The organism is Flavobacterium geliluteum (genome assembly GCF_017948595.1).
Classification (GTDB): Bacteria; Bacteroidota; Bacteroidia; order Flavobacteriales; family Flavobacteriaceae; genus Flavobacterium; species Flavobacterium flavipigmentatum.
The window spans coordinates 1-25,390 of sequence record NZ_JAGFBV010000040.1 but is presented as its reverse complement, the minus strand read 5'-3'; the positions used below and the strand labels follow the sequence as shown (position 1 = coordinate 25,390).

The 25,390-nt window shown below is 34.2% G+C and carries 21 protein-coding genes; 4 read left to right on the top strand and 17 right to left on the bottom strand.

Annotated elements, in window-relative coordinates; genetic code table 11:
- Window positions 1-111: 111 nt before the first annotated feature.
- The 3 genes from J3495_RS17775 to J3495_RS17765 form a co-directional block, all read right to left on the bottom strand.
- The gene (locus tag J3495_RS17775; RefSeq protein ID WP_210668119.1) at window positions 112-495 is read right to left on the bottom strand and encodes an uL15 family ribosomal protein; all 384 of its coding nucleotides are present in this window, start codon (window positions 493-495) and stop codon (window positions 112-114) included.
- A gap of 152 nt (window positions 496-647) precedes the next feature.
- Entirely contained in the window at window positions 648-2,171 is a 1,524-nt protein-coding gene (locus J3495_RS17770) for a glycosyltransferase family 39 protein (RefSeq protein ID WP_210668117.1), read from the bottom strand.
- 224 nt (window positions 2,172-2,395) lie between these two features.
- Window positions 2,396-2,839 carry a hypothetical protein gene (locus J3495_RS17765; RefSeq protein ID WP_210668115.1) on the bottom strand — a complete coding sequence of 148 codons (444 nt, stop codon included), beginning with the start codon at window positions 2,837-2,839 and terminating at the stop codon, window positions 2,396-2,398.
- 304 nt (window positions 2,840-3,143) lie between these two features.
- Here J3495_RS17765 and J3495_RS17760 point away from each other — a divergent pair, with 304 nt between their 5' ends.
- Window positions 3,144-4,739: an IS1182 family transposase gene (locus J3495_RS17760; RefSeq protein WP_210668113.1), complete on the top strand. Its 1,596-nt coding sequence runs from the start codon at window positions 3,144-3,146 to the stop codon at window positions 4,737-4,739.
- Window positions 4,740-4,831: 92 nt separating this feature from the next.
- On the opposite strand, the gene J3495_RS17755 is transcribed toward J3495_RS17760, so the two are convergent.
- From J3495_RS17755 to truA, 10 genes are all read right to left on the bottom strand, one after another.
- Window positions 4,832-5,929 carry a putative phage abortive infection protein gene (locus J3495_RS17755; RefSeq protein ID WP_210668111.1) on the bottom strand — a complete coding sequence of 366 codons (1,098 nt, stop codon included), beginning with the start codon at window positions 5,927-5,929 and terminating at the stop codon, window positions 4,832-4,834.
- A gap of 318 nt (window positions 5,930-6,247) precedes the next feature.
- Window positions 6,248-6,616: a hypothetical protein gene (locus J3495_RS17750; protein WP_210668109.1), complete on the bottom strand. Its 369-nt coding sequence runs from the start codon at window positions 6,614-6,616 to the stop codon at window positions 6,248-6,250.
- A gap of 70 nt (window positions 6,617-6,686) precedes the next feature.
- Window positions 6,687-7,706 (bottom strand): tyrosine-type recombinase/integrase, encoded by a 1,020-nt coding sequence (locus J3495_RS17745; protein ID WP_236025498.1) that lies wholly within the window; start codon window positions 7,704-7,706, stop codon window positions 6,687-6,689.
- 435 nt (window positions 7,707-8,141) lie between these two features.
- On the bottom strand, window positions 8,142-9,239 hold the full coding sequence (locus J3495_RS17740) for an MBL fold metallo-hydrolase (protein ID WP_210668105.1): 1,098 nt from the start codon (window positions 9,237-9,239) through the stop codon (window positions 8,142-8,144).
- Between the two features lie 283 nt (window positions 9,240-9,522).
- Window positions 9,523-10,863, bottom strand: coding sequence for a metal-dependent hydrolase family protein (locus tag J3495_RS17735; RefSeq protein WP_210668103.1), 1,341 nt, complete (start codon window positions 10,861-10,863; stop codon window positions 9,523-9,525).
- 17 nt (window positions 10,864-10,880) lie between these two features.
- On the bottom strand, window positions 10,881-11,456 hold the full coding sequence (locus J3495_RS17730) for a DUF7010 family protein (RefSeq protein ID WP_210668101.1): 576 nt from the start codon (window positions 11,454-11,456) through the stop codon (window positions 10,881-10,883).
- Window positions 11,457-12,067: 611 nt separating this feature from the next.
- A complete protein-coding gene (gene lpdA, locus J3495_RS17725; protein ID WP_210668099.1) occupies window positions 12,068-13,456 on the bottom strand; it encodes a dihydrolipoyl dehydrogenase in 1,389 nt (462 codons plus the stop codon).
- 306 nt (window positions 13,457-13,762) lie between these two features.
- Window positions 13,763-14,347 carry an HNH endonuclease gene (locus J3495_RS17720; RefSeq protein ID WP_210668097.1) on the bottom strand — a complete coding sequence of 195 codons (585 nt, stop codon included), beginning with the start codon at window positions 14,345-14,347 and terminating at the stop codon, window positions 13,763-13,765.
- Between the two features lie 143 nt (window positions 14,348-14,490).
- Window positions 14,491-16,245, bottom strand: coding sequence for an ABC transporter ATP-binding protein (locus tag J3495_RS17715; RefSeq protein ID WP_210668095.1), 1,755 nt, complete (start codon window positions 16,243-16,245; stop codon window positions 14,491-14,493).
- A 69-nt stretch (window positions 16,246-16,314) separates the two neighbouring features.
- Window positions 16,315-17,049, bottom strand: coding sequence for a tRNA pseudouridine(38-40) synthase TruA (gene truA, locus J3495_RS17710; RefSeq protein ID WP_210668093.1), 735 nt, complete (start codon window positions 17,047-17,049; stop codon window positions 16,315-16,317).
- 500 nt (window positions 17,050-17,549) lie between these two features.
- On the opposite strand from truA, the gene J3495_RS17705 reads away from it, so the two are divergent.
- Window positions 17,550-19,463, top strand: a complete 1,914-nt coding sequence (locus tag J3495_RS17705; protein ID WP_210668091.1) for an SPFH domain-containing protein — start codon at window positions 17,550-17,552, stop codon at window positions 19,461-19,463.
- Between the two features lie 218 nt (window positions 19,464-19,681).
- Window positions 19,682-20,185 (top strand): metallophosphoesterase family protein, encoded by a 504-nt coding sequence (locus J3495_RS17700; RefSeq protein WP_210668088.1) that lies wholly within the window; start codon window positions 19,682-19,684, stop codon window positions 20,183-20,185.
- On the opposite strand, the gene J3495_RS17695 is transcribed toward J3495_RS17700, so the two are convergent.
- From J3495_RS17695 to J3495_RS17685, 3 genes are all read right to left on the bottom strand, one after another.
- Window positions 20,177-21,823, bottom strand: coding sequence for a tetratricopeptide repeat-containing sensor histidine kinase (locus J3495_RS17695; RefSeq protein WP_236025497.1), 1,647 nt, complete (start codon window positions 21,821-21,823; stop codon window positions 20,177-20,179). The genes J3495_RS17700 and J3495_RS17695 overlap by 9 nt on opposite strands.
- Window positions 21,824-21,935: 112 nt before the next feature.
- Window positions 21,936-22,598, bottom strand: coding sequence for a response regulator (locus J3495_RS17690; protein WP_210668085.1), 663 nt, complete (start codon window positions 22,596-22,598; stop codon window positions 21,936-21,938).
- 160 nt (window positions 22,599-22,758) lie between these two features.
- Window positions 22,759-23,169, bottom strand: coding sequence for a DUF4293 domain-containing protein (locus J3495_RS17685; protein WP_210668082.1), 411 nt, complete (start codon window positions 23,167-23,169; stop codon window positions 22,759-22,761).
- 186 nt (window positions 23,170-23,355) lie between these two features.
- On the opposite strand from J3495_RS17685, the gene rho reads away from it, so the two are divergent.
- Window positions 23,356-25,131: a transcription termination factor Rho gene (rho, locus tag J3495_RS17680; protein WP_210668080.1), complete on the top strand. Its 1,776-nt coding sequence runs from the start codon at window positions 23,356-23,358 to the stop codon at window positions 25,129-25,131.
- Window positions 25,132-25,297: 166 nt separating this feature from the next.
- Here the strand turns inward: rho and J3495_RS17675 are convergent.
- Window positions 25,298-25,390, bottom strand: a 93-nt coding sequence (locus J3495_RS17675; RefSeq protein WP_210666978.1) for an IS3 family transposase, incomplete at its 5' end; no start/stop codon positions are given.

Sequence of the window (25,390 nt, the reverse complement as noted above, 5' to 3'; positions counted from 1 at the left end):
AAGCCTTACAAGCATCATCATTTGGGAATTCTTTTACCAGATTGAGTATATTTTGACCTTTAAATTCTTCCATAAGTACTGTTTTACAACTACTAAGATACAGAATCTAAATTAATAACTCAATAAACTTTTATAAAATATTTTTTCATTTACAATTGGTAATTCACCTTCATTGCCTGAACCTAGAATTTTATAAATCCCTTCTTTAGAAATTGACAAAAAGAACATAATTTTTTGTCCTTTTTTATAATTTGTCCATCGAGATGCGCAAGTCCAATTTTCAAATTTTTCAATTTTCAAAGTTCGGTTAGTTAGTTTCCCTTTAATTAAATCGCTAAAAATAACTAAAACATTATTGTTTTCGATACTTTTTATTTCTCCAATTCCTATTATTTCGGATTTATCGATTAGTTGACTTACTAATAAAGGATCATATTTTGCATGACAAATCGACGTGAAAATTAAAAAAAAACATATCAAATAAATATTTTTCATATTCTTGTTTTTCGTTTTTTAAGTCGCATATCTGCCAACGTTCCGCCGCTTCACCCAATTCCAAACTTCAGAACCGATTATTTTCGTTTAAAGATAAAAATTCTAGCCAAACGCAAACTTACCACACAATTCGCAATTGCTTGAAACGGCAGTTAGCGGTAGTTTTTCTTTTTGTCAATCTCATCTTTAATTCGCTTCTTGATGTCAATTTTTGCACCTGTGAAAGCAAATATTGTAGTTCCAAATTCTCGTGAATATTTATTGGCAATAGAGCCTGAAATCAATGAAGTTTCAAAAAAAGGTGATGTTTCTTTAAGTTCTGCATCTGTTTCATTGGCTTCTTTAATTCTGATTAAGTTCTCGTAATTTTTGGTTAGGTCAAACCAATCTATATAGTCAGCATTGAATGAAACTGCTTTGATATTTTGTTTGGTATAATAATTTATTGCTCCTGCTTGTCCATAATTGTCGCAGAGTACAAGTGTCTTTTCTTTATTCGGGAGTTTTGAATAAACACGATCAACTTTTAAAGCCAATTCTTCCCAACCTAACATATCTGCAAAGTCTTGCGGTAGTTCATGGTTTTTTCCATCTTCCCAACGAAGAAAGCCGAATTTTTCGTATTTTTCTGAATGTTGAACAATGTATTCTGGACTTTTATTAGGAAAAGCAACATTGAAAATAGGAATAAAAAGCAGTATCGGAATAGCAATTGCTATGGGTTTCAAATATATTTTCCAATTGCTTTTCAGAAGGTCTGCAATATAAACTGAGCCAAATGCAATATAAATAGGATAAATACCAATTGCATAGTAGTCTTTTGCTTTGAAGTAGACGAATGCAATTAATGTAAAAAGTATAGAGAAAAAGAAAGGTTTGTACTTACGGAATGGCTTATGAAAAAGTAAAGCATAAAATGAAGAAAAAATTACTGCAATTGAACCTATGTAAAAAAGTAGTTGAGATTTTAAGAAATTTAATCTATCTACATTTACTAATTGAGTTTCTGCTAATTCGTTTAAATGGTGAATTACAGGAAAGTTATTTTTGTATTGCCAAATAAGATTTGGTAAAACAATTAAAAGTCCAACCAAAATAGAAAAATAAAGTTCTTTTTTCGCAAACATTTTACGTTGTTCAGTCAATAAAATAGCAGGTAAAAGTCCTATAATAAGAAAAACAACGTTGTATTTGTTTAGAAAGCCAAAAGCAAAAACAACAGCACTAATAAATAACCATTTTGTGTTTTCAGTTTTAAAATATTTGATTACAACAAAATAAAAAGTTGTCCAACTTAAAACGTCAAAAGAGTTGGGTTGATACAGCGTGTTGAGTCTTAAAAGTGCAGAAAACAAAATACAAGTAGCACCTAATATTAGAGCAAATAAATTTCCATTAAGTTCTTCAATCGCTTTCCAAACTACAAAAATTGTCAAAGCCCCAAATAATGCTGGGAAAAACTTTATCCAAAAAACAGAATTACCAAGCAAATGAATTAAATAAGAAACCCAAGAAGTGAAAGGAGGTACTGACTGAAAACCCCAAGCCAAGTGCTGTCCTTGGTCAAGGTGCAAATATTCATCTCTCTGCAAGTCGTATTCTGAACTTAATAAAAAGTATTGCAGAATAAATTTTAAAAAAATAAATCCGAGTAAAATGAAGGTCTTCTTTGTCATTCTGGGTTTTCTGTTAAAATTATCGCTAACTTCACGCTACTACAGCGGGTTTGGGACTAAATTAAGCCCTATTTTCGGAATTGCCAAATCTCCCAAACTGTCAAAATTTGTTCTTTATAATTGTCATTGTATTTAGTTACCGTATAATTATCTATACCTATTTTGTTGAAATTATTTGAAGGATTATTTTTTTAGTCTTAGTGTTTTTTATTTTGTTAGTGTATTTAATAAAACTTGAAAATTAAATTTAAATATATCGTTAATAGTAAACAAATTCCTATTATTGATAGGTTTACTAAGGCTCGTAAAATCCATTTTATATGCGATAGGTCATAGTTAATCTGTTTTGAAATAGCTACAAAAAATCCCATTACAAAAAACCAAACGGTAAAGAATAATGAAATTTTTTCTCTTATTAGAGTGGTTACCAAATCGTGAACCAATCCACAAAAAATAAATGTAAAAATTACAGCGACCTCAATTATGAATACCTTTTTTAGAGGTTTAAATATTTTTGTGCCTAAATAATATCCGAATATTGGATTCCAAAAATTCCAAAATGCAGAAAAGTTTTTAGCGCCAAGCGACCTTTGTAAATTATTACGCAGTGAGTTTGAATGACCTATCGGAACACCATTTTTCTTTTTTATATACTCTGATAAATTCATTTGGTTTTACTCTGCTTTTCTTTTATTTTTCTATATCACAATTTGAAAAATCCTCTATCAACTTTATTTGATTTGTTAATATTTGCACGGTTGCTCATAGCGTGACCGCTAAAGTTATGGCAATTAACGAAGTAGTGAACTTAGGAACTGATTATTTTCTGTTAAAGATAAAAATTCTTGCGAAACGTGAACGTGAACTTACCATAAAATTCGCAATTGCGAGAAACTGCTGTGCTTGTTGCACAACTCCTCAAATATAACAAAAAGGAAACATAAAGAAGGGTGCTTTTATGTAAATTTAAGCATGCAAGGAAGAAAAGAATTTACGCCAAAAATGCTCTATCAAGTACACTTAACAGACTTGATTCCAGCTCATAATTTTTATAGATTATTAGATCAATCCATCGATTTTCGATTTCTATATAAAGCTACTGCAAAGTATTATGGAGACGAAGGACAAGAGAGTATTGATCCCGTTGTATTTTTCAAAATCTGTTTAGTTGGTTATTTAAACAACATAAATTCGGATAGGAAACTCATCGAATATTGTTCGAATTGTTTAGATGTACGTTTGTTCATTCGTTATGACATTGATGAAGCATTGCCATGGCACAGCACCATAAGTCGCACGCGTCAGTTGTATGGTGAAGAAGTATTTTTAAGTTTATTTAAAGAGGTTTTAAAGCTGTGCGTTTCCAAGGGTATGATTCGAGGTAAACGTCAAGCAGTAGACAGCGTTTTTATCAAAGCTAATGCCTCTATGGATAGTTTGGTGGAGAAAGAAGTATTGGAAGACGCCAGTGCTTTTGTAGATGAATTAGAAGAAAACAGCGAATTTAAAACAACTAGTACCAGAAAGAAACTAGTGGAACAACATCATCAGTGGAAAAAAGAAGCTTATAAGAGTCAACCCAATCCCAGTTTTAAAATTGATAAAGTAGATGAACACGGTAATTTAATACGTCCGAGATTCGTATCGAATCACACTCATTATTCGCCTACAGATTCTGATGCCAGGGTAAGTGTAAAACCAGGCAAAGCAAGGCAACTAAACTATTTTGGACAAATCGCTGTAGACGATGCACATCATGTAATAACAGGCGCATGTTCTGATTTTGCAGACAAACGCGATAGTCAATGTCTAGAAAAAATAGTTGAACTAACAGAGGAAAACCTAAATGAAAATGGCATTGAATTAGAAGAACTCTTAGCTGATGGAGGTTATAGTAGTGGAGAAGCTTTAAAGTATTTGAACCAGAAAAACATCAGTGCCTATATTCCAAACTTCGGACAGTACAAACCCGAACGAGAAGGTTTTATTTTTAATAAAGAATTGCATCAATATGAATGCATAAAAGAAGGTTCAAACAAAGCTCTTCTACTCTTTAAAGGAGAAAAAACCGATAGTAAAGGCTACACCAAACGCACCTATCGTAGTAGTGAGAGCGATTGCAAAAACTGTCCATTACGCGAGCAATGCTGTGGAAAGAGTACTAAGTTTAAAAAGATAGACGATAGTATTCACAAAGAACACTACGATCGAATGCACGAAAAACTCACACAAAACCCATACTATGCTAAGAAAATGGTACGAGTGAGAAGTAAAACCGTAGAACCAGTAATTGGAACATTGGTCAATTTTACTAATATGAAACGTGTAAATACTAGAGGAATCCAACAAGCGAATAAACATGTTTTGATGGCAGCATTAACCTATAATTTGAAGAAATACTTGAAGTTTATCACCAAAAAAACAAAAATAAAAGCCGGAGTAGTAAGTGAATTACAAGCAAAAGTGTCAACTTTTCTAAAAACTGCCATCTATAACCTGAGAAACATGTTTTTAAGCATCTCCATTTTTAAAGACTACAACTTACAACCCAAAATAAACCTCGCTTAAATATCCTTAAACGAGGTTGTTTTTTAAGCTTATCTTGAAATTTTACTTTTTTTAAGAGAGTTGCGCAACAGCTACGGCTGTTAGGCGCTGGCTTATATCTTTAGTGTTTGATTCCTAGTTGATAATTCTAATTTTGGTATCAACTCTCCTTTATATTCAATTTCGGGGTAAAGTTGATTATCGTGATTAGGAAAAAGTAAATCATCAGCTGAAAGATTACCAACGATTTGATAGTATTGTACCAATCTTTTCATTTTAGAAAAAAAGAGACAATTGTAAAATAAAAGATATAATTCACTTGCACTCATTTGAGCTTGAACAAAATCAGAGTATTTGGAGTATTTCTTTTTAATTTTCTGCACTTCAATGTCCTCCTCATTAATTATAATACTTAATTTTTTCCCTAACATTTGATCGTGTAATTCTAATCCGATTTCGGTTTCTTCACTTTCTTTTAAGTAAAGAAGAATATGGTATAAATTTCGAAAATAATGACCTAACTGATTATCAAATTTATCGAAAGTTTCCTTATAAACAACTTTAGCGGAAAGTTTTGGATTCTTTATAATATTATCATATTTTACTAAGTGAACTTCCTCAAATTTTTCTAAATATTCTTTTTTTTCTTCTTCTGTATGTTCTTCTGCTAAAAAATTTTCAACTTTTTTTAGATTTTTATTTAGATTTTCTCTAACTGTGAACATAAATTTTTTAATTTCTGTGAATGCTGTTTGGGAATTATAAATAGTTGGATTGTCTTTCTGCCCAAGTTCATTGTACCTTTCCACTTGATAAACTATTCCTTGTCTTATGTCATTTTGAGTTTTTAAAAGATTAAAAAAAGTACTTTCAAATTGTTGCGTTGTAAATACATTTCTTGTGTCTTTTAATTCTTGAAGTTGAAGACTGAGTTCTTTGCTTTGTAAGCGAAGAGCTAAAAAAAATAAAATAACACCTGCAAAAGACCAAATCGTACCAACAACACCCGACATAAATTCAGCTGCTAATTGAGTTGTTTGATTATCAATTTGGTTAGCATTTTTAGCAATAGTAAAAGATGTTGATAGTGTTGAGCAAAATTGAAAAACTATGTACAATCCAATAAAAATACTAAAAATCGATATTATTAGTAAAAGAATTCCTGTCAGTCCATATTTTCTAAAAGACCTTAATAAAAAATATTTAATCATATTTAAATTACTTTATATTCTTGATTTCTAGTGAGTTTCAGAAAGCTTGCGCCTAACGTTCCCTTGCTACAAGAGGTTTGGGGTTAAATTAAGCCTTATTTTCGGATTTGCCTAAACATCCCAAATACAAGACCATTTTTAAATTAAGCCAATTGACCAAATCTCTTGTAGCAAGTGTTATGGTGTGTAGCGACACGCATGTTAAGCACGAACGAATTAACATTCCAATAATCGATTCCAATTAGGAAAGTTTTTCCGCCTTTCGATTTCTGCTTCAATTAGTTTCCGTTTGCTGTTCGTTAGCGGAATAATACAGGATTATTTTGAATTGCTTGATCCATTGTTTAATTTTTTCATTTGGAAGAAGCATTCGTCGCAAATGAGCTGTATCTGCGCAAATGTTTCAGATTTTTCGTTCCATTCACCTTCTTTAATGAGTATTTTGTCACATTCATCACACCATGCATTTAATTCGCCATCGGGATATTGTCTTGTCGGGTCTGAATCAAACGGTTCCCAAAATTCTTTTGCGTCACCACCTATTAAATGTTTGCAAACGAACGCTCGATTTCTTAATCCATGATTGAAGCATTCAACTTTTTTATTTTCGGACATAAATATTCTTTGTTTTTCGTCAACTGAGCTATACACCATAACTTGTTTATACCAGCCATAAAATGGCTTCAATCTACCTAATTTTGGTTAGCTTTGTGCCATAAATAAGCTGATATTTATTTAGCTAATATAGGAAAAACTTTCATAAATCATCAAATGGACTTTTTATTTGTTGTATATTTTTTGTGCTTACATGCGTATAGATTTCTGTGGTCTTACTACTAGAGTGTCCTAATAATTCTTGTATGTATCGCAAATCAGTTCCGCTTTCCAGTAAATGAGTTGCAAAACTGTGTCGTAGCCAGTGTAAGCTAACAGGCTTATTTATACGTGATTTTGTTAAGGCTTGTTTAAGTACATTAGATAAACTGCGTTCGTCGTATTTGACGCCTACGATTACACCTTCGAACAACCAAATTTTGGGTTTGTAGCTAATGTAATATTCTCGAAGCATTTTTAATATTTTTAGCGATAAAGGTGCAATACGGTCTTTTTTGCCTTTACTTTGACGAATAATCACAATCCCTCTTTTAGAATCTATATCTGCAGGTTTAAGATTTAGTAATTCATTTCGTCTCAAGCCACAGCTATAGATCAAACTTAACATGGTTTTGTGCTTGAGGTTAGTATGAGCTTCTAGAATAGATTTAATTTCTTCTTTACTTAAAACATTGGGCAACAATTTTTCTCGTTTCGGACGATGGATTTTGTCTATTTCTATTTTTCTATTCTGAATCGTTTGAAAAAATAGTTTTAGTGCATTAACTATTTGGTTTTGGTAGGAGGAGGAAAGCTTATTTTTGAAAATATACTCGACATTATAAAAAATAACATCGTCATTGTTGATTTCTGTAATTTGTTTTTCTTTAAAAAAGATTAAAAATGATTTTAGAGCGTCAGTATAGGTTTTGATAGTGTTTGGACTGTATCGCCTTGAAATTAACCAATCATTGAATTTTTGAATCTGATCGATTCCATCCGACGAAAGAACCGGTTGCTCTTCTATCCTGAAACGGATGCGGTTTTGTAATGTGTCTGGAATATGCCAAAAACTTTGATTTTGACTCCATCTTGCACCTTCAATCTGTTTTATTCTTTCAATTAGAATTTGATTTTTTTCAAAAAGAACAGTAATTCTATTTTGAGTTTTATATTTTATCAATTTAGCTGACCAATTCATAAAAAAATATTTAGTGCAAATAAACATAAGAATTTTCTTTATTTAAAATAATGTTTTGACTTTCTTTTTACAAAAAGTAATCTTTTGAAAATGAGTGTCGCGTGAAGGATGGGAGCGGCATCCTTTTGAGAAGCGAAGCGGAGCAAAAGATACAGCGGACAGCCTGACCCGGAGTTTACGGAGGGACACGCCCAGAAAATAAAAGTCCGACTTGTTTGCACAAATCGGACTTTTTGAAATTTATAGATGTGGTGAGATACTTTTATATTCGCTACAAATCCGTTTTATTATAAATGAATTACTTCGCTGTAAGCATCAGTAAACGCTTCAATAACAGCCTCGCTCATGGTTGGGTGAGGGTGTGTCGATTTTAAGATTTCTGTAGTTTTAAAAGGGATATTGCTCCTATTATGTTATTTAATTTAGTCCTTTCCACCATTCTTTAAATTCTTGATTTTCGTCTCTTAAATTAACCATTTCGCCAATCATGGGTGTCATGATCGGAATAGGATTTTTGGAGTTTTTGTTTAATGTTGTCACTTTTATCAAAGGTTCGTCCCACGGATGATTGGCCAACACAAATTTGGAAGAATGTAGCGGAAGAAATCTTTTTGCATTTAAGTCTTTTGCAGCCTGTATCACATCTTCGGGAGCATTATGAATGTATTTCCACTTGACGTCGTACTGACCATTATCGAGTATCGCAAGATCAAACGGCCCAAATTGTTGCCCTATTTCGGCATAATGTGTGTCATAACCACTATCACCACCCAAATACATTTTAAAAGTAGGTGTTTCTAATACAAAAGACATCCAAAGTGTGTTGCAGCGATGAAGACCTCTTCCTGAGAAATGCCTGCTGGGCGTGGTAAAAAAAGTAATTTTCGAATCGATTTCTATTTTTTCGAACCAATCTTTTTCAATAATTATGGAGGCAGGAAAACCCCAATGTTCAAAATGGGAAGCCACGCCCAAACCGCAAATAATTTTTTTGGTTTTTGATTTTAGCTTCAGGATCGTTTTATAATCAACATGATCGTAATGATCGTGTGTAATGAGTAAATAATCGATCTCGGGAAGATCATCAACGGTATAAATATCGGTGCCGTCAAACGATTTATTGGTTCCCGGAATAGGAGAGGCGTTGCCGCTGAAGACGGGATCTACCAAAATACGTTTTCCTTCTATTTGAATAAAATAAGAGGAATGCCCAAACCAGACCAAAACATCCTGTTCTTGTGCGAGTTCAAGTAAATTGGTCTTAACAGAAGGAATAGGGTTTACAGGAGTTTTTCGTTCTTTTTTCTTGAAAATAAACTCGTAAAAAACTTCAAGATAAGTATAACCTTCTGTAATTTCGGGAGTAAAATGGATGTTCTGAAACTTTCCGTTTTTATAATGTGGTGATTTTTGAAGTACAGCTAGTCTTTCGCCGGAAGGTTTTTTTCCAAATTGTGGATGTTGTAAAAAGGCATAGATCGCAACTCCTAAAAGTATAATAAGTGTTAATGTCATTTTATTTTGATGAATAGAATTTGTGTGGATAGATTACCGAAAGAGAAATTATTTTGTTCAAATTTAGCTAATAATTGTGGTACCGTAATCATAAAGTTTTTCAGTTCTTAGTTTAATTTTTTACGTTCAGTACCCAAAATTTTAGGTTACAGACCTAAATTTTCTGTCTAAGAATCTAAAAATATAGCCTAATCTTTCAATTAGAAACGTTTTTTTACCTCAGCCTACACAGAAATGTTTTCAATTGTTCAAAATTCATTTCCTCGACTTTGTGGGTATATCTTTATTTTTTTAAGATGTTTTTATAAATAATGCCGTCTTTCATGATGAGTAAAAAGTTCTTTTCTGGATCGTCTACTAATTTTATGTTTTCTAAGGGATTACCATCAACTAAAAGCATATCGGCATAGGCCCCTTCTGTAATTTCGCCCAATTTGCCTTTTTGATAAGGATCTCTTTTCTTGCTCATTCTAAGTAATTCTGCATTGGTTGAAGTTGCCATCTTTAAGATTTCAAAAGGAGTGTACCAACGCGTCATTTTAGATAATTTTGTACCTTGTTTAGAAGCAATTTTAGAGTCAAAAAGTACATCTGTTCCCCAAGCAGTTTTAACATTGTATTTTTTTGCCAGAGCGTATGCTTTATCAGTTCCAGAAGTCATTTCAATTTGTTTGATTCGGTTTTTAGAACCTGCAGGAAACGGGGTCACTTCTTCATCATCTAAAAAAGGTTGTAAACTCCACCAAATGTCTTTTTCAGCCATTAATTTTGCGGTAGCATCATCAGCGAGTTGCCCATGATCAATGCATTTTACACCTGCGTTAATAGCGGTTTTTATAGCCATTGGAGTATAAGCGTGAACGGTGACATAAGTTCCCCAATTTTCGGCTGCCGAAACAGCTGCTTTAAACTCTGCTTCTGTATATTGAGTTACATCGAGTGGGTCATAGTCTGATGAAACTCCGCCGCCAGCCATCAATTTTATTTGTGTTGCTCCCTGACGCAATTGCTCTCGGGTTCGCATTAAAACATTATCTGCACCATCTGCAATGGCTACCATTCCGTTTCTCTCAACATACGAAAGTTCACCTATTTTACGAGGAACATCTGTAGGTAATCCAAAATCGCCGTGTCCGCCTGTTTGTGAGATAAATGCTCCGCTGGAATATACTCTTGGTCCTGTGGCAAAGCCCATATCAATTGCTTTTGCAAGGGATAATGACCCGCCTCCTAAGTCTCTCACGGTTGTAAAGCCTCTCATTAACTGTTTTTCGGCCGACTTGGCTGCCATTAAATTAAGCATTGCAAAATCACTCACCATCGCTTGCATTTTAGGTACGCTTTCAAATAAAAGATGAACGTGCGCATCAATTAAACCGGGCATCAAAAATTTACCTTGTCCATCAATAACTTGAGTGTCATCACTTCGATCAGTATTATTACTTTCGGTAGAAATTTTTGTAATGATATTATTTTCTACGAGTACGTTTCCTTTGGTCGTTTTTTGGTCTTTACCATTAAAAATCTCAACATTGGTAATGAGAATTTTTGTCGGTTTTACTTGTGCAAAAGTTGTGGTGACAACTAAAAGTAGGAATGTAAAAATTGTGGTTACGAGTTTCATTTTTATATTTTTTTGTGTTATATCTTTTTTTTTCGAAAGGATACAAACATAAAAATCCCAAACGAAATTTCGATAAGCGAGCCTGTTGCCAACGTACCAAAAGAGGATGCTTTGCTGTAAAATAAGAAGTAAGCGGCAACAGCCAAAGCGGCTCCTAAAATCCAGTAAAGTCTGATTCCGTAAAGGGAAGAAAATGTGAGATATCTTCCGCCGATAATGAGAAGCATACCCTGAAAAAACCATTCTGCGTGCAGCAACGAGAGTCCGTATGCTAGAGGTAAACACAAGATCATGAAGAAGGTTCCTTCCATGGCCAAATTTCCTAATGGATTTCCTTTGGTATGATTTCCTCTTAAACCCATTATTTTGTACAGAAGAATGCTAACAGGGTGTATAAGAGTTCCTCCGATTAAGAGTGTCCAGACTGCGTTTTGGGTCGAATATAAATGACTTACAGTTGCAGAAATGAGCCACATAAGTCCTGAAACAATAATGCCTACCGAGCCATTTGCATAGCCTGTGCGCATGTCTTTTTGGGCTTGTGCAATAGTTTCTGTACTGTTTATTGGATCATTTAGTAATTTTTCAGCCATTTTTTTTATGTTTTGATGCGTTAATAGTTTACCGGATTTTATTGTTTTTTATGTGAAGGGTTTGTTTTTTTAAATTATCAAGTATTGATTGAACGTTATAGTCAGATTTGCTTGCCATTTTTTTATGAAGTCAATTGTTACGATCAATAGCTGAGTGAGCGGGCATATAATAGATGTAAAAAAATCGATACTTTCTCTTTATTTGAATGTCTCTGAGAAGATTATCTGCTTTTTAGTACATCAAATATATTTATTTTTTCTTACAAATCTTTAAAAGGATTCTTTATTTATTGAAAGTGTTTTTCACTAACACGCACCTTAATTTTGGTAGTTGTGATGCTGTTTTGCCGAGTATTTTTTTGAGGATTTGATGTTTTTTTAATTTCTATTGGCGAAAAATAGTGTTTTGAAAACCGGTGTTGCGTGAAGGATGGCAGCGGTATCCTTTTGAGAAGCGGAGCGGAGCAAAAGATATAGCGAACAGCCTGACCCGAAGTTTACGAAGGGACACGCCCAAATAATAAAAGTCCGACTTGTTTGCACAAATCGGACTTTTTGAAAATATATTTGGTAGCTTTTACTTGCAGTAAATTTTGACTGCAAATATTTGATTACAAGTGAATTACTTCTCCGTATGCATCTGCAACGGCCTCCATAACAGCCTCGCTCATGGTTGGGTGAGGGTGTATCGATTTTAGGATTTCGTGACCTGTAGTTTCTAATTTACGGGCTACAACTGCCTCAGCAATCATATCGGTAACGCCAGCGCCAATCATGTGGCAACCTAACCATTCTCCGTATTTTGCATCAAAAATTACTTTTACAAATCCGTCAGCTGCTCCGGCTGCTTTTGCTTTTCCAGAAGCTGAGAAAGGGAATTTACCAATTTTTAATTCGTATCCTTTTTCTTTGGCTTGTTTTTCGGTTAATCCTACAGAAGCAATTTCTGGAGTTGCGTAAGTACAACCTGGAACGTTTCCGTAATCAATTGGGTCTACGTGTAAACCAGCAATTTTTTCTACACAGTTAATTCCTTCGGCAGAAGCTACGTGAGCCAAAGCCTGACCAGGAGTAACGTCTCCAATTGCATAATATCCTGGAATATTGGTTTGGTTGTAAGCGTTTACCAAGATTTTGTCTCTGTCAACAGCAATTCCAACTTCCTCAAGACCAATGTTTTCTATGTTTGTTTTGATTCCAACTGCCGAAAGTACGATGTCAGCTTCTAGGATTTCTTCTCCTTTTGCTGTTTTTACAGTTGCTTTTACGCCAGTTCCAGTAGTATCTATTTTCTCTACAGAAGAGTTGGTCATGATTTTTACACCTGCTTTTTTCATAGAACGTTCCATTTGTTTCGAAATGTCTTCGTCTTCAACAGGCACAATGTTTGGCATAAATTCTACAATGGTAACATCTGTGCCCATTGAGTTGTAGAAATGTGCAAATTCTACTCCAATTGCTCCAGAACCTACAATGATCATAGATTTTGGCTGCGTTGGCAAGGTCATTGCTTGGCGGTAACCAATTACTTTTACACCATCTTGTGGTAAATTTGGCAACTCACGAGAGCGAGCTCCTGTAGCAATAATAATGTGGTCTGCGCTATATTCGGTAACTTTATTGTCTTTGTCTGTAACGTCAAGTTTTTTGCCTGGTTTTAGTTTTCCAAAACCTTCAATTACGTCAATTTTGTTTTTTTTCATCAAGAACTGAACTCCTTTGCTCATTCCGTCAGCAACACTGCGGCTGCGTTGTACTACCGCCGGGAAATCTTTATCAAATTCAGAAACTTTTAATCCGTAATCAGAAGCGTGTTTTAGATAATCAAAAACCTGAGCCGATTTAAGTAATGCTTTTGTTGGGATACATCCCCAGTTTAAACACACACCACCAAGGCTTTCTTTTTCAACTACAGCTACTTTAAAGCCCAATTGTGAAGCTCTAATTGCTGTTACATATCCGCCGGGACCACTTCCTAAAACAATAACGTCGTATTTCATTTTTTTGGTTTTTAGTATTTAAAGACCGAAAATGAAGTTTATATTTCCGAAACTCATTTTCCGATTTTTCTTTTGTTATTTGTGTTTGCGAATTTAAGGATTTATTTTAAAAAAATAGTAACAAGTAAAAAAGTATAGAGGTAAAAAGGTAAAATGTGGAAAAGTGAGATGCTAAAATGTGAAATGTGAAAAGTGAGTTGTGAAATGTAAAATCTGAAAAGTTGAAATTATGAGAGTTAAAAAAGTGAGATGTGAAATACCTGTCAATATCTCTCATCTCACTTTTTACATTTTACTTTTTACAAATTAGACTTTAACATGTCCCCAGTTTTCACCACTGGCAATGCGTCTGATTTGCATTTCGCTTACGCCGAATTGTTTTGCAATCATTTTTAAACGTGTTTTTTGTTCCGGTCGTGCCAAAATTTTCTTGATCAACATCACTTTGGTAGTGGTTAATTTTCTTCCATCTGCTTTTAAGTTGTGTTCGATGAGGTTCTTTTTTGCCTGAATCACACGCGGACTCTTGCGACTGTGCGCCATCATTTCGGCTTTTGTGGCCCATCGTAAATTGTTAACGTCATCGTTGCTTCTATTGTAATCTAAATGCAACACGTACGTTTGTTCTTCGGAAGTTTTTGGAATAAAGTATTGGGCTACTAATTTGTATAAAAAAAGATATTTATTGACAATTTTATCGTCTTTTTTGACCTTAAATCTAAAAGTTGGATACCCATCACTCAGACCTCCTTTTAAGAGGCGTCCGTTCTTAATATCATCTGTAAAACTAATCAGTCTGCCTTTGTTTGAAATGGCATATCTGAGTTGTAGTGAGGCGTTTATTTCTATTTCTTTGAATTCTTCGTTTGGATAAAATCTATTTTGTGGCATTTTCTATTTCATTTAAATTTTGTCTCTCAAAGATAAATAATTCAAAAAAAAGGAATGCCATTTTACAGACTGCCAAGGGACAGTTTTATGATTCTTATAACGCTAATTTAACTTTTTTAAGAACTTTTTTAGCATTTGTAGAACTATGTTGCAACCGAAAATTGAGAATCATATAAGTTTTTGTAATAGCCATCTGCTTTATTCAGCAATTCCTGATGTGTTCCTTGCTCTACAATCAATCCTTTATCCATTACTACAATTTTATCGGCATTAACTATTGTTGCCAATCGGTGCGCAATAATTATCGAGGTTCTGCCTTTGGTAATCGTTTCGGTGGCACCCTGAATCAGTTCTTCAGAATAGGTGTCAATAGACGAAGTGGCTTCATCCAGAATCAATATACTCGGGTTGCTCACATACGAACGTAAAAAAGCAATTAACTGTCGCTGTCCAGACGAAAGCATCACTCCACGTTCTTTTACATCAAAATCATAATTATCGGGCAAACTCATGATAAAATCGTGCACGCCAATTTTTTTTGCTGCATCTAGAACCTGCTTGCGAGTGATCTCAGGATTGTGCAAAGTGATGTTGTTGTAAATCGTATCGGCAAACAAAAATACGTCCTGCAAAACCACGGCAATTTGCTTTCTCAAAGAAGCCAAAGTGTAGTTTTCAATATTTTGACCGTCAATAAAAATGGTTCCGCTATTGATTTCGTAAAAACGATTCAGCAAGTTAATAATCGTCGATTTTCCTGCTCCTGTAGAACCTACAATAGCAATAGTCTGCCCGGAATCAACAGATAAATCGATTCCTTTGATGACTTCTTCTTCGGGAATATAACTAAAACGGACTTCCTTAAACTCGATACTTCCATTAAAAGTAGGAGCTTCAAGAGTTCCGGTGTCTTGTATATGATCTTGTGTGTCTATTATGTCAAAAACACGATTGGCAGCAATCATTCCGAGTTGCATCTCATTAAATTTATCTGCAATTTGTCGCAACGGGTTAAACAACATTCCGATGAACATCGTATACGAGAATAAATCTCCAAAAGTCGTAAAATGATCGCCATTCAAAATTCTAAAACCGCCATAAACTACTACCAATCCTAATGTTATCGAAGAAATAATATCAGCAATTGGAAAAAATATCGAGTTGTACAAAATTGTTTTTATCCAAGCCACACGGTGCTTATCGTTGATATTTCTAAAATTTTCGGCTTCAATTTTTTCACGGTTAAAAAGCTGCACAATCTTCATCCCCGTCACGCGCTCCTGCACAAACGAGTTCATGTTGGCAATTTGTGTTCGCACTTCTTCAAAAGCAACTTGCATTTTTCGCTGAAAAATTCTCGTAATGTACACCAAAATAGGCATGGCAACCACGACAATCCAAGTCAGTTTCCAATTCATGTAAAACATAAAAATCAATACGACAAGCATTTTCATCAAGTCACTGATAATCATAAATAAACCTTGACTGAAAATTCGTGCAATCGACTCAATATCCGAGACCGATCGCGTAACCAACTGTCCCACCGGAACCAGGTCAAAATACTTCATTCTAAAACTCAAAATATGCTTAAAAAGTTTGGTACGAATGTCTTTTACAATATCCTGCCCGAGCCAGTTGGCCCAATAAACAAAATAAAACTGAGAGAAAACCTCGCATAAAAGAACTACGCCCATCAAAATAATGTACATTAAAAGTCCGTGTTTGTCATGCGTCTTGATGTAGCCGTCAACCGTTTGTTTTAGCAAATAAGGGCGAAGCGCAGCAAAAACAGATAACGAAACTGCAAAGGCAATCACGCCATAATAACGCCATTTGTAAGGTTTTGTATATTGTAATATTCGTTTAAATAATCGGGTATCAAATGCTTTTGCTTTCATTTATTTTTCTATGCTTTATGCATTATGCTTTAGGTTTTAGGCTTAATGCCTATAGCCTACAGTCTATAGCTATAAATAATCGTAATCAATTTTAGTTAAATATAATCCGTGTGCAGGAACCGAAAAACCTGCTTTTTCTCTGCTTTTACTGATGATGATGTTTTCAAAATCGGTCAAAGTAATTTTATGCAAACCAATATTAATAAGCGTTCCCACAATGGCGCGAACCATATTTCGTAAAAAACGATTGGCCGAAATCATAAAAACCAAATTGTTATTTTTAATTTCCCAGTACGCCTCAAAAATAGTGCAATCAAAAGTATTTACATCGGTATTCACTTTCGAAAAACATTGAAAATTGGTGTGTTCCATCAAAATTCTGGCTGCCTGATTCATCAAATCTACGTCTAAATTTCGATTAAAATACCAGCTCAATTCTGCCAAGAACGGATTTTTAACCGTATTAATGTGGTATTCGTACGTTCTTTTGGTTGCATCAAATCGGCAATGTGCTTCATCGTGAACAGGGATAATATCAAAAATAGCAATGTCTTTTGGCAAATACGAATTGAGTTTGTGTATAAGATTCGGAATATCGATCGAAGTTTCAAAATCAAAATGGGCATACATTTCCTGTGCATGAACACCTGTGTCTGTTCTTCCAGCGCCCATTGCATTAACAGGAGCATGCAGCAAAATCGAAAGTGCTTTGTTTAAAGTTTCCTGAACAGAGGCTGCGTTGGGCTGAAATTGCCAACCATGATAATGGGTTCCGTTATATGCAAATCGAATAAAATATCTCAAAGTAAAGGTTCAAAGGTTCAGAGTGACAAAGGTACAAAGGTTTTTTTAAGTTACTAAGGTTCTGAGTTGCTAAGGTTCTGAGTTTTTTTCTTTTATTTAGAGGAAGGTTCAGAGTGGCAAAGGTGCAAAGGTTTTTTTGAAGTTACTAAGGTTCTGAGCTGCTAAGGTTCTGAGTTTTTTAAATTATAATAATGTAGAGGTTTAACTTGCAGTATGCCTCCGTAGAAAACTTTCTAACTCTTAACTTTAAATTTTAGAAATGAAAGCTTAGAAACTTAGCTTCTTAGAATCTCAGAATCTTAAAAAAGAATTGTTAAAACCCAAAATACCAATCATAGTTGACAAAGCAAAAAATCGTGTCAGAAATTGACAATTCTAACGATTTAGTTTCGGGCTAATTTTCAATTTTTTTTGAAAAAATATCGAATTGTTAATTTTATTTATTTTTCATTTTAATAGGAAATATTTCCATTAATTTTGTAGTTCAAATAACAAAAACTATGAGTGAAATTACTTCTTATTGGTGGATAATCTTGATATTATTCTCCATTATTTTTTACAAATTTATTTTACGTGTTTTCTTCGGAATGGTCATTGTTCCAGAGGATAAAATTGGTTTGGTGACCAAAAAATTCGTCTTGTTTGGTGCAGACAGGTCGCTTCCAGATGGCCGTATTATTGCAACAAAAGGGGAGGCAGGTTATCAAGCACAAACACTTGCTCCTGGTTTGTACTGGGGAATGTGGATCTGGCAATATTCAATAGATATGTCAGGTTTTACTATTGTACCGGAAGGTAAAATTGGACTTGTTTTGAGTAAGGACGGAAAAGAAATTCCAACAGGACGGATTCTGGCCCGAAAAGTTACCAGTGACAACTTTCAGGATGCTAAGGCTTTCCTGGATAATGGCGGGCAAAAAGGACGCCAAACCGCTTTTATTACTACAGGTTCGTACCGTATTAATACGTTTCTTTTTGAAATCGTGATTGTAGAACAAATCAAGATTTTCGAAAATATGATCGGTATCGTAACAGCACTTGACGGTGAACCAATACCGATTGGTCAGATTGCAGGTAAATATGTAGAAGGACACAACAATTTTCAGGATTGTGATGAGTTCTTAAATCTTGGCGGAAACAGAGGTTTACAGCCTCAGGTAATGTTGGCAGGTTCTTACTACATTAATACTTGGGCAATTCAAATTGAGCAAAATCCAATGACCGATGTACCAATTGGATATGTGGGTGTCGTTATTTCGTATATTGGTGAAGACGGGTTAGATGTAACCGGAGAGCATTTCAAACATGGAAATATTGTATCAAAAGGACAACGCGGTGTTTGGATGGAACCTCTTGGGCCTGGAAAATATGCTCTGAATAAATATACAACTAAACTGGAATCTGTTCCTACAACCAATTTGGTTCTAAATTGGGCTGATGCACGCAGTGAGTCTCACAATTTAGATCATAATTTATCGACCATCACTGTTCGTTCTAAGGATGGTTTTCCATTTAATCTGGATGTATCACAGATTATTCATGTTCCTGCCAATGAAGCCCCAAAAGTTATTGCCCGTTTTGGAAGCATGACCAACCTCGTTTCTCAGGTTTTAGAGCCTACTATTGGTAATTATTTTAGAAATTCGGCTCAGGAAAGTGATGTTATTTCGTTTTTAAGTACAAGGAAAGAACGTCAGGAATCTGCCAAAAATCATATTAAAGTAGTTCTTGACGAATATAATGTAAACGCTGTAGATACTTTGATCGGTGATATTGTTCCGCCAGATTCGTTAATGAAAACTTTGACGGACAGAAAACTAGCAGAGGAGGAGCAAAAGACCTACCAAACGCAAAAAATGGCGCAAGAACAACGTCAGGGAATGGAGAAAGAAACTGCTATTGCCGACATGCAAAAAGAAATTGTACGAGCTTCGCAAAGTGTTGAAATTGCTCAGCGTACCGCCGATGCGACTGTAAAAAAAGCAGAAGGAGACGCAACCAGTTTAAAACTGAATGTAAACGCTGAAGCCGAAGCTACCAAAATGCGTGCAAATGCTGAAGCTGAAGCAACAAAAGCACGAGCAGGAGCACAAGCCGAAGCAACAAAATTAAACGCAAGTGCAGAGGCCGAAAGAATTTCGAAAACAGGTTTGGCTGAAGCCGAAAAAATCATGGCAATTGGTAAATCTACTGCAGAATCATATCAGTTGCAGGTAAGTGCAATGGGCGGCGATAATTTTACTCGTTATAAAGTAACCGAGGAAATTGGTAAAGGAAACATCAAAGTGATTCCAGATGTTTTAATTTCGGGCAATGGTGGCTCTGATGGCTCTATCAGTGGTTTGTTAGGTCTTAAACTAATGGAAATGATGGATACAAAGGATTCCAATGAGACAAAAAATCCTAAGAAATAGTAATTATTGTAAAATGTAAAACGTTAGATGTGAAATAAAAGATAACGTTAACATAGAGGCGCACAGCACTGTGTCTAACCTTAAATATGAAAATCCGATTTGCGAAAGCGATCGGATTTTGTATTAAAAAACTTAGCAACTTAGTATCTTAGAACCTTAGCATCTTTAAAGAAAACCTTTGTACCTTTGCACCTCTGAACCTTTGCCCCTCAAAAAAAATGAAAAAAATTCTCCTCCTTTCTGATACGCATAGTCATATTGATGATACTATTTTGAAGTATGTTGCTCAGGCCGATGAGGTTTGGCATGCTGGCGATATAGGCGACTTGATCGTGACAGATACCATTAAAAAACTAAAAACTTTACGATGTGTTTATGGCAATATTGATGATGCTCAGGCACGATTAGAATTTCCGTTACACAACAGGTTTTTATGTGAAAATGTTTCGGTCTGGATCACACATATTGGCGGTTATCCGGGAAAATATAATCAGGCAATTAGAGAAGAAATGCAAAAAAATCCGCCACAATTGTTTATTTGTGGTCATTCGCATATTTTAAAAGTAATGTTTGATAAAAAGCACAATTTACTTCACATGAACCCAGGTGCTGCAGGAAAAAGCGGCTTCCATCAAGTGAGGACAATGTTGAGGTTTGTCATTGATAACGATAAAATAAAAGATTTGGAGATTATCGAAATCGAAAAGAAGGCCTTAATATGAAATAGGAACTTTTATGACCACCGTGGTTCCTTCATTTTCGATAGATTTGATAGCAAAAGTGCCTCTTAGTTTCTTGATTCTTGCTCTTATCCTGTTTAAACCAAATCCTTCAACTGAATCCAGTTTTTTTGCATCAAAACCATTTCCGTTATCATAAACGGTTACAATTAACCGATCATTTATTTCATTCAAAATTACTTTTGCATTTTGAGCCGTGCTGTGCTTTACAATATTATTTAGAAGTTCCGAAATGATAAAATAAACTCTTATTTCAAAACGTTCGTTGTATCTTTTTTTTAGCGAAACGTTACTAGAAAATTCAAAGTGAAGTGTGGAGTTTGAATTTCTTTCGCACAAATCATCAACAGAAAATAATAAGCCAAAACGAACCAACAACGCCGGCAAAAGCTCATGAGACAAGTCACGAACACTGTCATGCGCGTTTTCTAGTATGGCCTTTGTTTTTGCAATTTCCTCAGATTCTGTATCTGTTTGTGATGAATAAGCATTTAAATGTAAACCAGCCGATGATAACATCGCACTTACGTTATCGTGCAAAAAAGAAGCGATTTTTTTTCGCTCTAATTCCTGACCGTCAATACTGGCATTGATAATATTGAGCTGTATGTTTCTTTGTATGTCTTTAAGTTTGTTTTTTTGTCTTAATCGAGCATTTTGATACAAAAGGTAAAACAAGATGACAATGATAACAAAAAGCAAAATTACAACACTAACAATTTTTTTATTTCGGTTTTGCTCAGCCTTAAAAAGTTGCTGCTTGGTTTTGTATAATTTGTCTATTTTTTCAAGTTCTCTTTTGTATTCATCCAGTTCAAGATCAATTCCGGCAATTTTAATTTTTTTTAATTTTTCTTCAGAGCGTAACTCTTCATCTAACTTTTTGTATGCATTTAAGTTACTGTAAGCGTTTTTATAATCTTCAATTTTATTTAAAAATTTAGAATATTCTTCATAAGCAAAACATAAATCTGTTTTTTCACTGCCTTGAAGTCCTGCTTTTATTGCTTCCTGAAAGTATTGTCTGGCTTTATCATTTTCTTCAGAATAACTACAATACATACCGTTGAGCATGTTTAGCGCGACATAAAGAGTGGGTTCTTTTTTTGTAGTGTAATAGTTGTTTATGGCTTTTAGGTAAGGGTAGCCGCTCTTGTAATCTCCAATATCAAAGTAAGCCCATGTGATATTGAGTTTGGTGAAATTTACTTGGTAATTATCCTTTTGCTTTAAGCTAATATTAAGTGACTTTTCGTAGTATAATATTCCTTTTTTATACTGTTTTTTGTCAAAACAATAAATGTTTCCCAGGTTATTATAAATAAGTTTTTTAAGTCTTTCATTGTTCGATTTCTCTGCAAAATAGAGGCTTTTGTTATAATAAAAAAAAGCTTTTTCGGATTCTTCCAGTTCGTCAAAATTTGCCGCAATTGTATTGTAGGCCTCTGCTGCGATACTGTAATTTTTGGATAAAATTGCAAAACTTAGCAGTTTCCTTGCCTGAATTAATGATTTTTCTAAAAAACCATCTTCATAATTCTTCCCGGCCTCATAAGAAAGTTTCTTAAGCTCCTCCTGAGATGGAATTTTTTCTTGCCCAAATACACAAATAAAATTCATTTGTATAAATATTGACAGAAATATCAAAAAACGAAAAATTGACATGTTTATAGCTGAAATTAAGAAATATTTTTAAAAGGCATTTAGTTTTTTCGGTTTTTGTATGGTTCAATTAAGACTTGATCAAATTGTTTTTTATAGCATATTTTACGAGTCCAATTGTGTTCTTGGTTTTTAACTTTTTCATGATGTTTTTACGATGTGTTTCCACCGTGTTGGTACTAATGAAAAGCTGTTCACTAATTTCTTTTCCGCTGTATTCCAGCGATATTAAAGTGATTATTTCTAGTTCTCGGGCACTTAGTATCTTGTCTTCCTGAGTGATTGATTTGTTTAGTTTTGGATTGTTTTCGGTAAAAGTATTGAATATTTTTTCGCGTACCGAGTCATCAAAATATTCTTGGCCAAGATGTACAATTTCAATGGCTTCAATAATATTTTCTCCGGCACATTTTTTAGTCAAATAGCCGCTGGCTCCGAGTTTCATAACTTCTTTTATAATTTTCAAATCATCATAACTGGATAAAATAATGACTTTGCAGGGAAATCCTTTTTGATGAAATTCTTTCAGCACTTCAATTCCGTCTTTTTTAGGCATACTAATGTCGAGAATTAATATCTCGGCATTGTTTTTTGTAACGTCTTCAAAAATATTTTCTCCATCTAATGAAGTTCCGGCTACTTCAAATTCCTCGACTGTATTGAGCAAATTTGTCAAGCCATCAATTAAAACCTGATGATCATCTGCTAAGTGAATGCGTATTTTTTCTTTCATCTTATCGAAGTATTTGTAATCAAATTTATAAAATTATTTTGTACAAAATGTAAATGACTTGCCTTTAATCAATTAAAGCGCGATTTACTTGGCTTTATTAACAAAAAAACCCGAATTAAAATCCGGGTTCTCTTCGCACAAATAAATTAAGTTTATAGGTTTATCTCAAACGATCGACAGATTTTACCAGATCTTCATCCTTCTTGATGGCCTTATTAGCCAAGACTAATAATACGATAGCAACAATTGGTAGAAACATCCCAATACCTTTCTCAGAAACCTGAGTTTCTCCAGATAGATTTAGTGATCGATATACAAACAATCCTAATAAAATTAAATTTAAAATTATATTTAGTCTGCCCAAAACAAACTGATTTTGTCTTTTTTTGTATGAAATAATACTTACTATGGTAAGCATCGTACTTAAACCTAACAATATAGTATACAATTGATCTTGCATAAAATAGAAAGATTTCCCTGTGTTTGATGTCCAGAGCGGTATAAAAAACAGTAAAACCCCTGTAATTAAAAAGGTAAGGAGTAAATATACGGTTTGAATTCTTTGTATCATCTTTTGAAAATTGTTTTACAAAAATATATTTTCTTTTTTATAAATACTATTGTATGATAAAATTTTATTCGTATTATTGCATTATAATACCGTAAGCACTTCATACTGCGGTCAATTCAAAAAAAAATATCTACCTATTCTTTTTTACAATATTTCCTTAAAAATAATTAAATTCATAGAACATTCATGTTTGATATTTCTGCATTAAAAGAAATGAAGCTTTCTGAGCTTCAAGAAATAGCTAAGTTAGCTAAAACAATTAAGTTTAATGGTGTCAAAAAAGATACTTTAATCAGTCAGATCTTAGCACATCAAGAGTCTTCTGTAGCGCCCCAGGCGAATGCTGTGACAGATATTGAAAAAGGAGATGATGATAAACCAAAAAGAACGAGAATAGCTCCTGTAAAAAAAGCAGACATTAGTAAAAACAATCCCGTTCTTGAATTTGACCAAGTTGCTGAAGCTCCTGCGAAAGTAGAAAAAGAAGTTGTTCCTGAAACAAAGATTCAACCAAAAGCAGACTCAGAGCAGATTGTAGAAAAAAAGGCTGAAGAGAAAAAAGGACCAAAAATTGTAAAATTTAGTAAATCTGCTTACGAGAAAAAAGTCGCTTTGCAGAAAGAAAAAGAAATCTCAAAAGAAATAATTTCTGAGGGAGATGTAGCAGCAGAAACTCCAACTGCCGAAAAAACAGAAGCTCCGGTTATAGCAAAAAAGGTTAATCCAAACCAAAATAAAAATCCAAACCAAAACCCGAATCAAAATCCAAATCAAAACGGGAATAATGGTAACCAAAATCCAAATCATAAAAACAAAAAGAATAATTTTAGAGATTCAGACTTTGAATTTGATGGAATTATTGAAAGTGAAGGTGTTCTAGAAATGATGCCAGACGGATATGGTTTTTTACGTTCATCAGATTATAATTATTTAGCATCTCCGGATGATATTTATTTATCGACTTCACAAATTAGATTGTTTGGCCTTAAAACCGGCGATACTGTAAAAGGAGTGGTTCGCCCTCCAAAAGAAGGAGAAAAATTCTTTCCTTTAGTTCGTGTACTAAAAATCAATGGTCATGATCCCCAAGTTGTTCGTGACAGAGTTTCTTTTGAACATTTAACTCCTGTATTTCCTTCAGAAAAATTCAAATTGGCAGAAAAAGGAAGCTCGGTTTCTACTCGTATTATCGATTTGTTTTCACCAATCGGAAAAGGGCAGCGTGGTATGATAGTCGCACAACCGAAAACGGGTAAAACAATGCTGTTGAAAGATATTGCCAATGCCATTGCTGCCAATCACCCAGAGGTATATTTGATCGTGTTACTGATTGATGAGCGTCCTGAGGAGGTGACCGATATGCAACGTAGCGTACGTGGTGAAGTTATTGCTTCGACTTTTGATAGAGAACCTCAAGAACACGTAAAAATTGCTAACATCGTGCTTGAAAAGGCAAAACGTTTGGTAGAATGTGGTCATGATGTGGTGATTCTGTTAGATTCGATTACACGCTTGGCACGAGCTTATAATACCGTTCAGCCAGCATCTGGAAAAGTTTTGAGTGGTGGTGTGGATGCTAATGCCTTGCAAAAACCAAAAAGATTTTTTGGAGCTGCTCGAAATGTAGAAAATGGAGGATCTTTAAGCATTATCGCAACGGCATTGACAGAAACTGGTTCTAAAATGGATGAGGTTATCTTTGAAGAATTTAAAGGAACCGGTAATATGGAGCTTCAACTGGATCGAAAAATTGCCAACAAACGTATTTTTCCTGCAATCGATCTTACGTCATCAAGTACACGTCGTGACGATTTACTTTTAGACGAAAAAACATTACAAAGAATGTGGATTATGCGTAAATATCTTTCTGATATGAACCCTGTAGAATCAATGGATTTTGTAAATGATCGTTTTAAGAAGACCAGAAACAACGAAGAGTTTTTGATCTCTATGAATGATTAATTGCTAGATGAGGTTTTGAAAATAGAATTTTGAAGCCTTACATTAAAATAATATAACACGACTAAATTTTAGAATGCAGCCAAAGTTTAGACGAAATTATAACTGAATTTGATTAAGAAAAGCCCGATAATCTGGACTGCACCCAAAAGTTTAGACGAATTTATAATTAAATTTGATAATAATGAGCTCGATATTGTATCGGGCTCATTCCTTTTAAATTAAGTTTTATTCGATCATTATTGTAATAGTCTATATATTC

Excerpts from the sequence above, each read along its gene's own strand:
- J3495_RS17775 (WP_210668119.1), bottom strand. The coding sequence starts at position 495 with ATGAAAAATATTTATTTGATATGTTTTTTTTTAATTTTCACGTCGATT.
- J3495_RS17770 (WP_210668117.1), bottom strand. The coding sequence starts at position 2,171 with ATGACAAAGAAGACCTTCATTTTACTCGGATTTATTTTTTTAAAATTT.
- J3495_RS17765 (WP_210668115.1), bottom strand. The coding sequence starts at position 2,839 with ATGAATTTATCAGAGTATATAAAAAAGAAAAATGGTGTTCCGATAGGT.
- J3495_RS17760 (WP_210668113.1), top strand. The coding sequence starts at position 3,144 with ATGCAAGGAAGAAAAGAATTTACGCCAAAAATGCTCTATCAAGTACAC.
- J3495_RS17755 (WP_210668111.1), bottom strand. The coding sequence starts at position 5,929 with ATGATTAAATATTTTTTATTAAGGTCTTTTAGAAAATATGGACTGACA.
- J3495_RS17740 (WP_210668105.1), bottom strand. The coding sequence starts at position 9,239 with ATGACATTAACACTTATTATACTTTTAGGAGTTGCGATCTATGCCTTT.
- J3495_RS17735 (WP_210668103.1), bottom strand. The coding sequence starts at position 10,863 with ATGAAACTCGTAACCACAATTTTTACATTCCTACTTTTAGTTGTCACC.
- J3495_RS17730 (WP_210668101.1), bottom strand. The coding sequence starts at position 11,456 with ATGGCTGAAAAATTACTAAATGATCCAATAAACAGTACAGAAACTATT.
- lpdA (WP_210668099.1), bottom strand. The coding sequence starts at position 13,456 with ATGAAATACGACGTTATTGTTTTAGGAAGTGGTCCCGGCGGATATGTA.
- J3495_RS17720 (WP_210668097.1), bottom strand. The coding sequence starts at position 14,347 with ATGCCACAAAATAGATTTTATCCAAACGAAGAATTCAAAGAAATAGAA.
- J3495_RS17715 (WP_210668095.1), bottom strand. The coding sequence starts at position 16,245 with ATGAAAGCAAAAGCATTTGATACCCGATTATTTAAACGAATATTACAA.
- J3495_RS17705 (WP_210668091.1), top strand. The coding sequence starts at position 17,550 with ATGAGTGAAATTACTTCTTATTGGTGGATAATCTTGATATTATTCTCC.
- J3495_RS17700 (WP_210668088.1), top strand. The coding sequence starts at position 19,682 with ATGAAAAAAATTCTCCTCCTTTCTGATACGCATAGTCATATTGATGAT.
- J3495_RS17695 (WP_236025497.1), bottom strand. The coding sequence starts at position 21,823 with ATGAATTTTATTTGTGTATTTGGGCAAGAAAAAATTCCATCTCAGGAG.
- J3495_RS17690 (WP_210668085.1), bottom strand. The coding sequence starts at position 22,598 with ATGAAAGAAAAAATACGCATTCACTTAGCAGATGATCATCAGGTTTTA.
- J3495_RS17685 (WP_210668082.1), bottom strand. The coding sequence starts at position 23,169 with ATGATACAAAGAATTCAAACCGTATATTTACTCCTTACCTTTTTAATT.
- rho (WP_210668080.1), top strand. The coding sequence starts at position 23,356 with ATGTTTGATATTTCTGCATTAAAAGAAATGAAGCTTTCTGAGCTTCAA.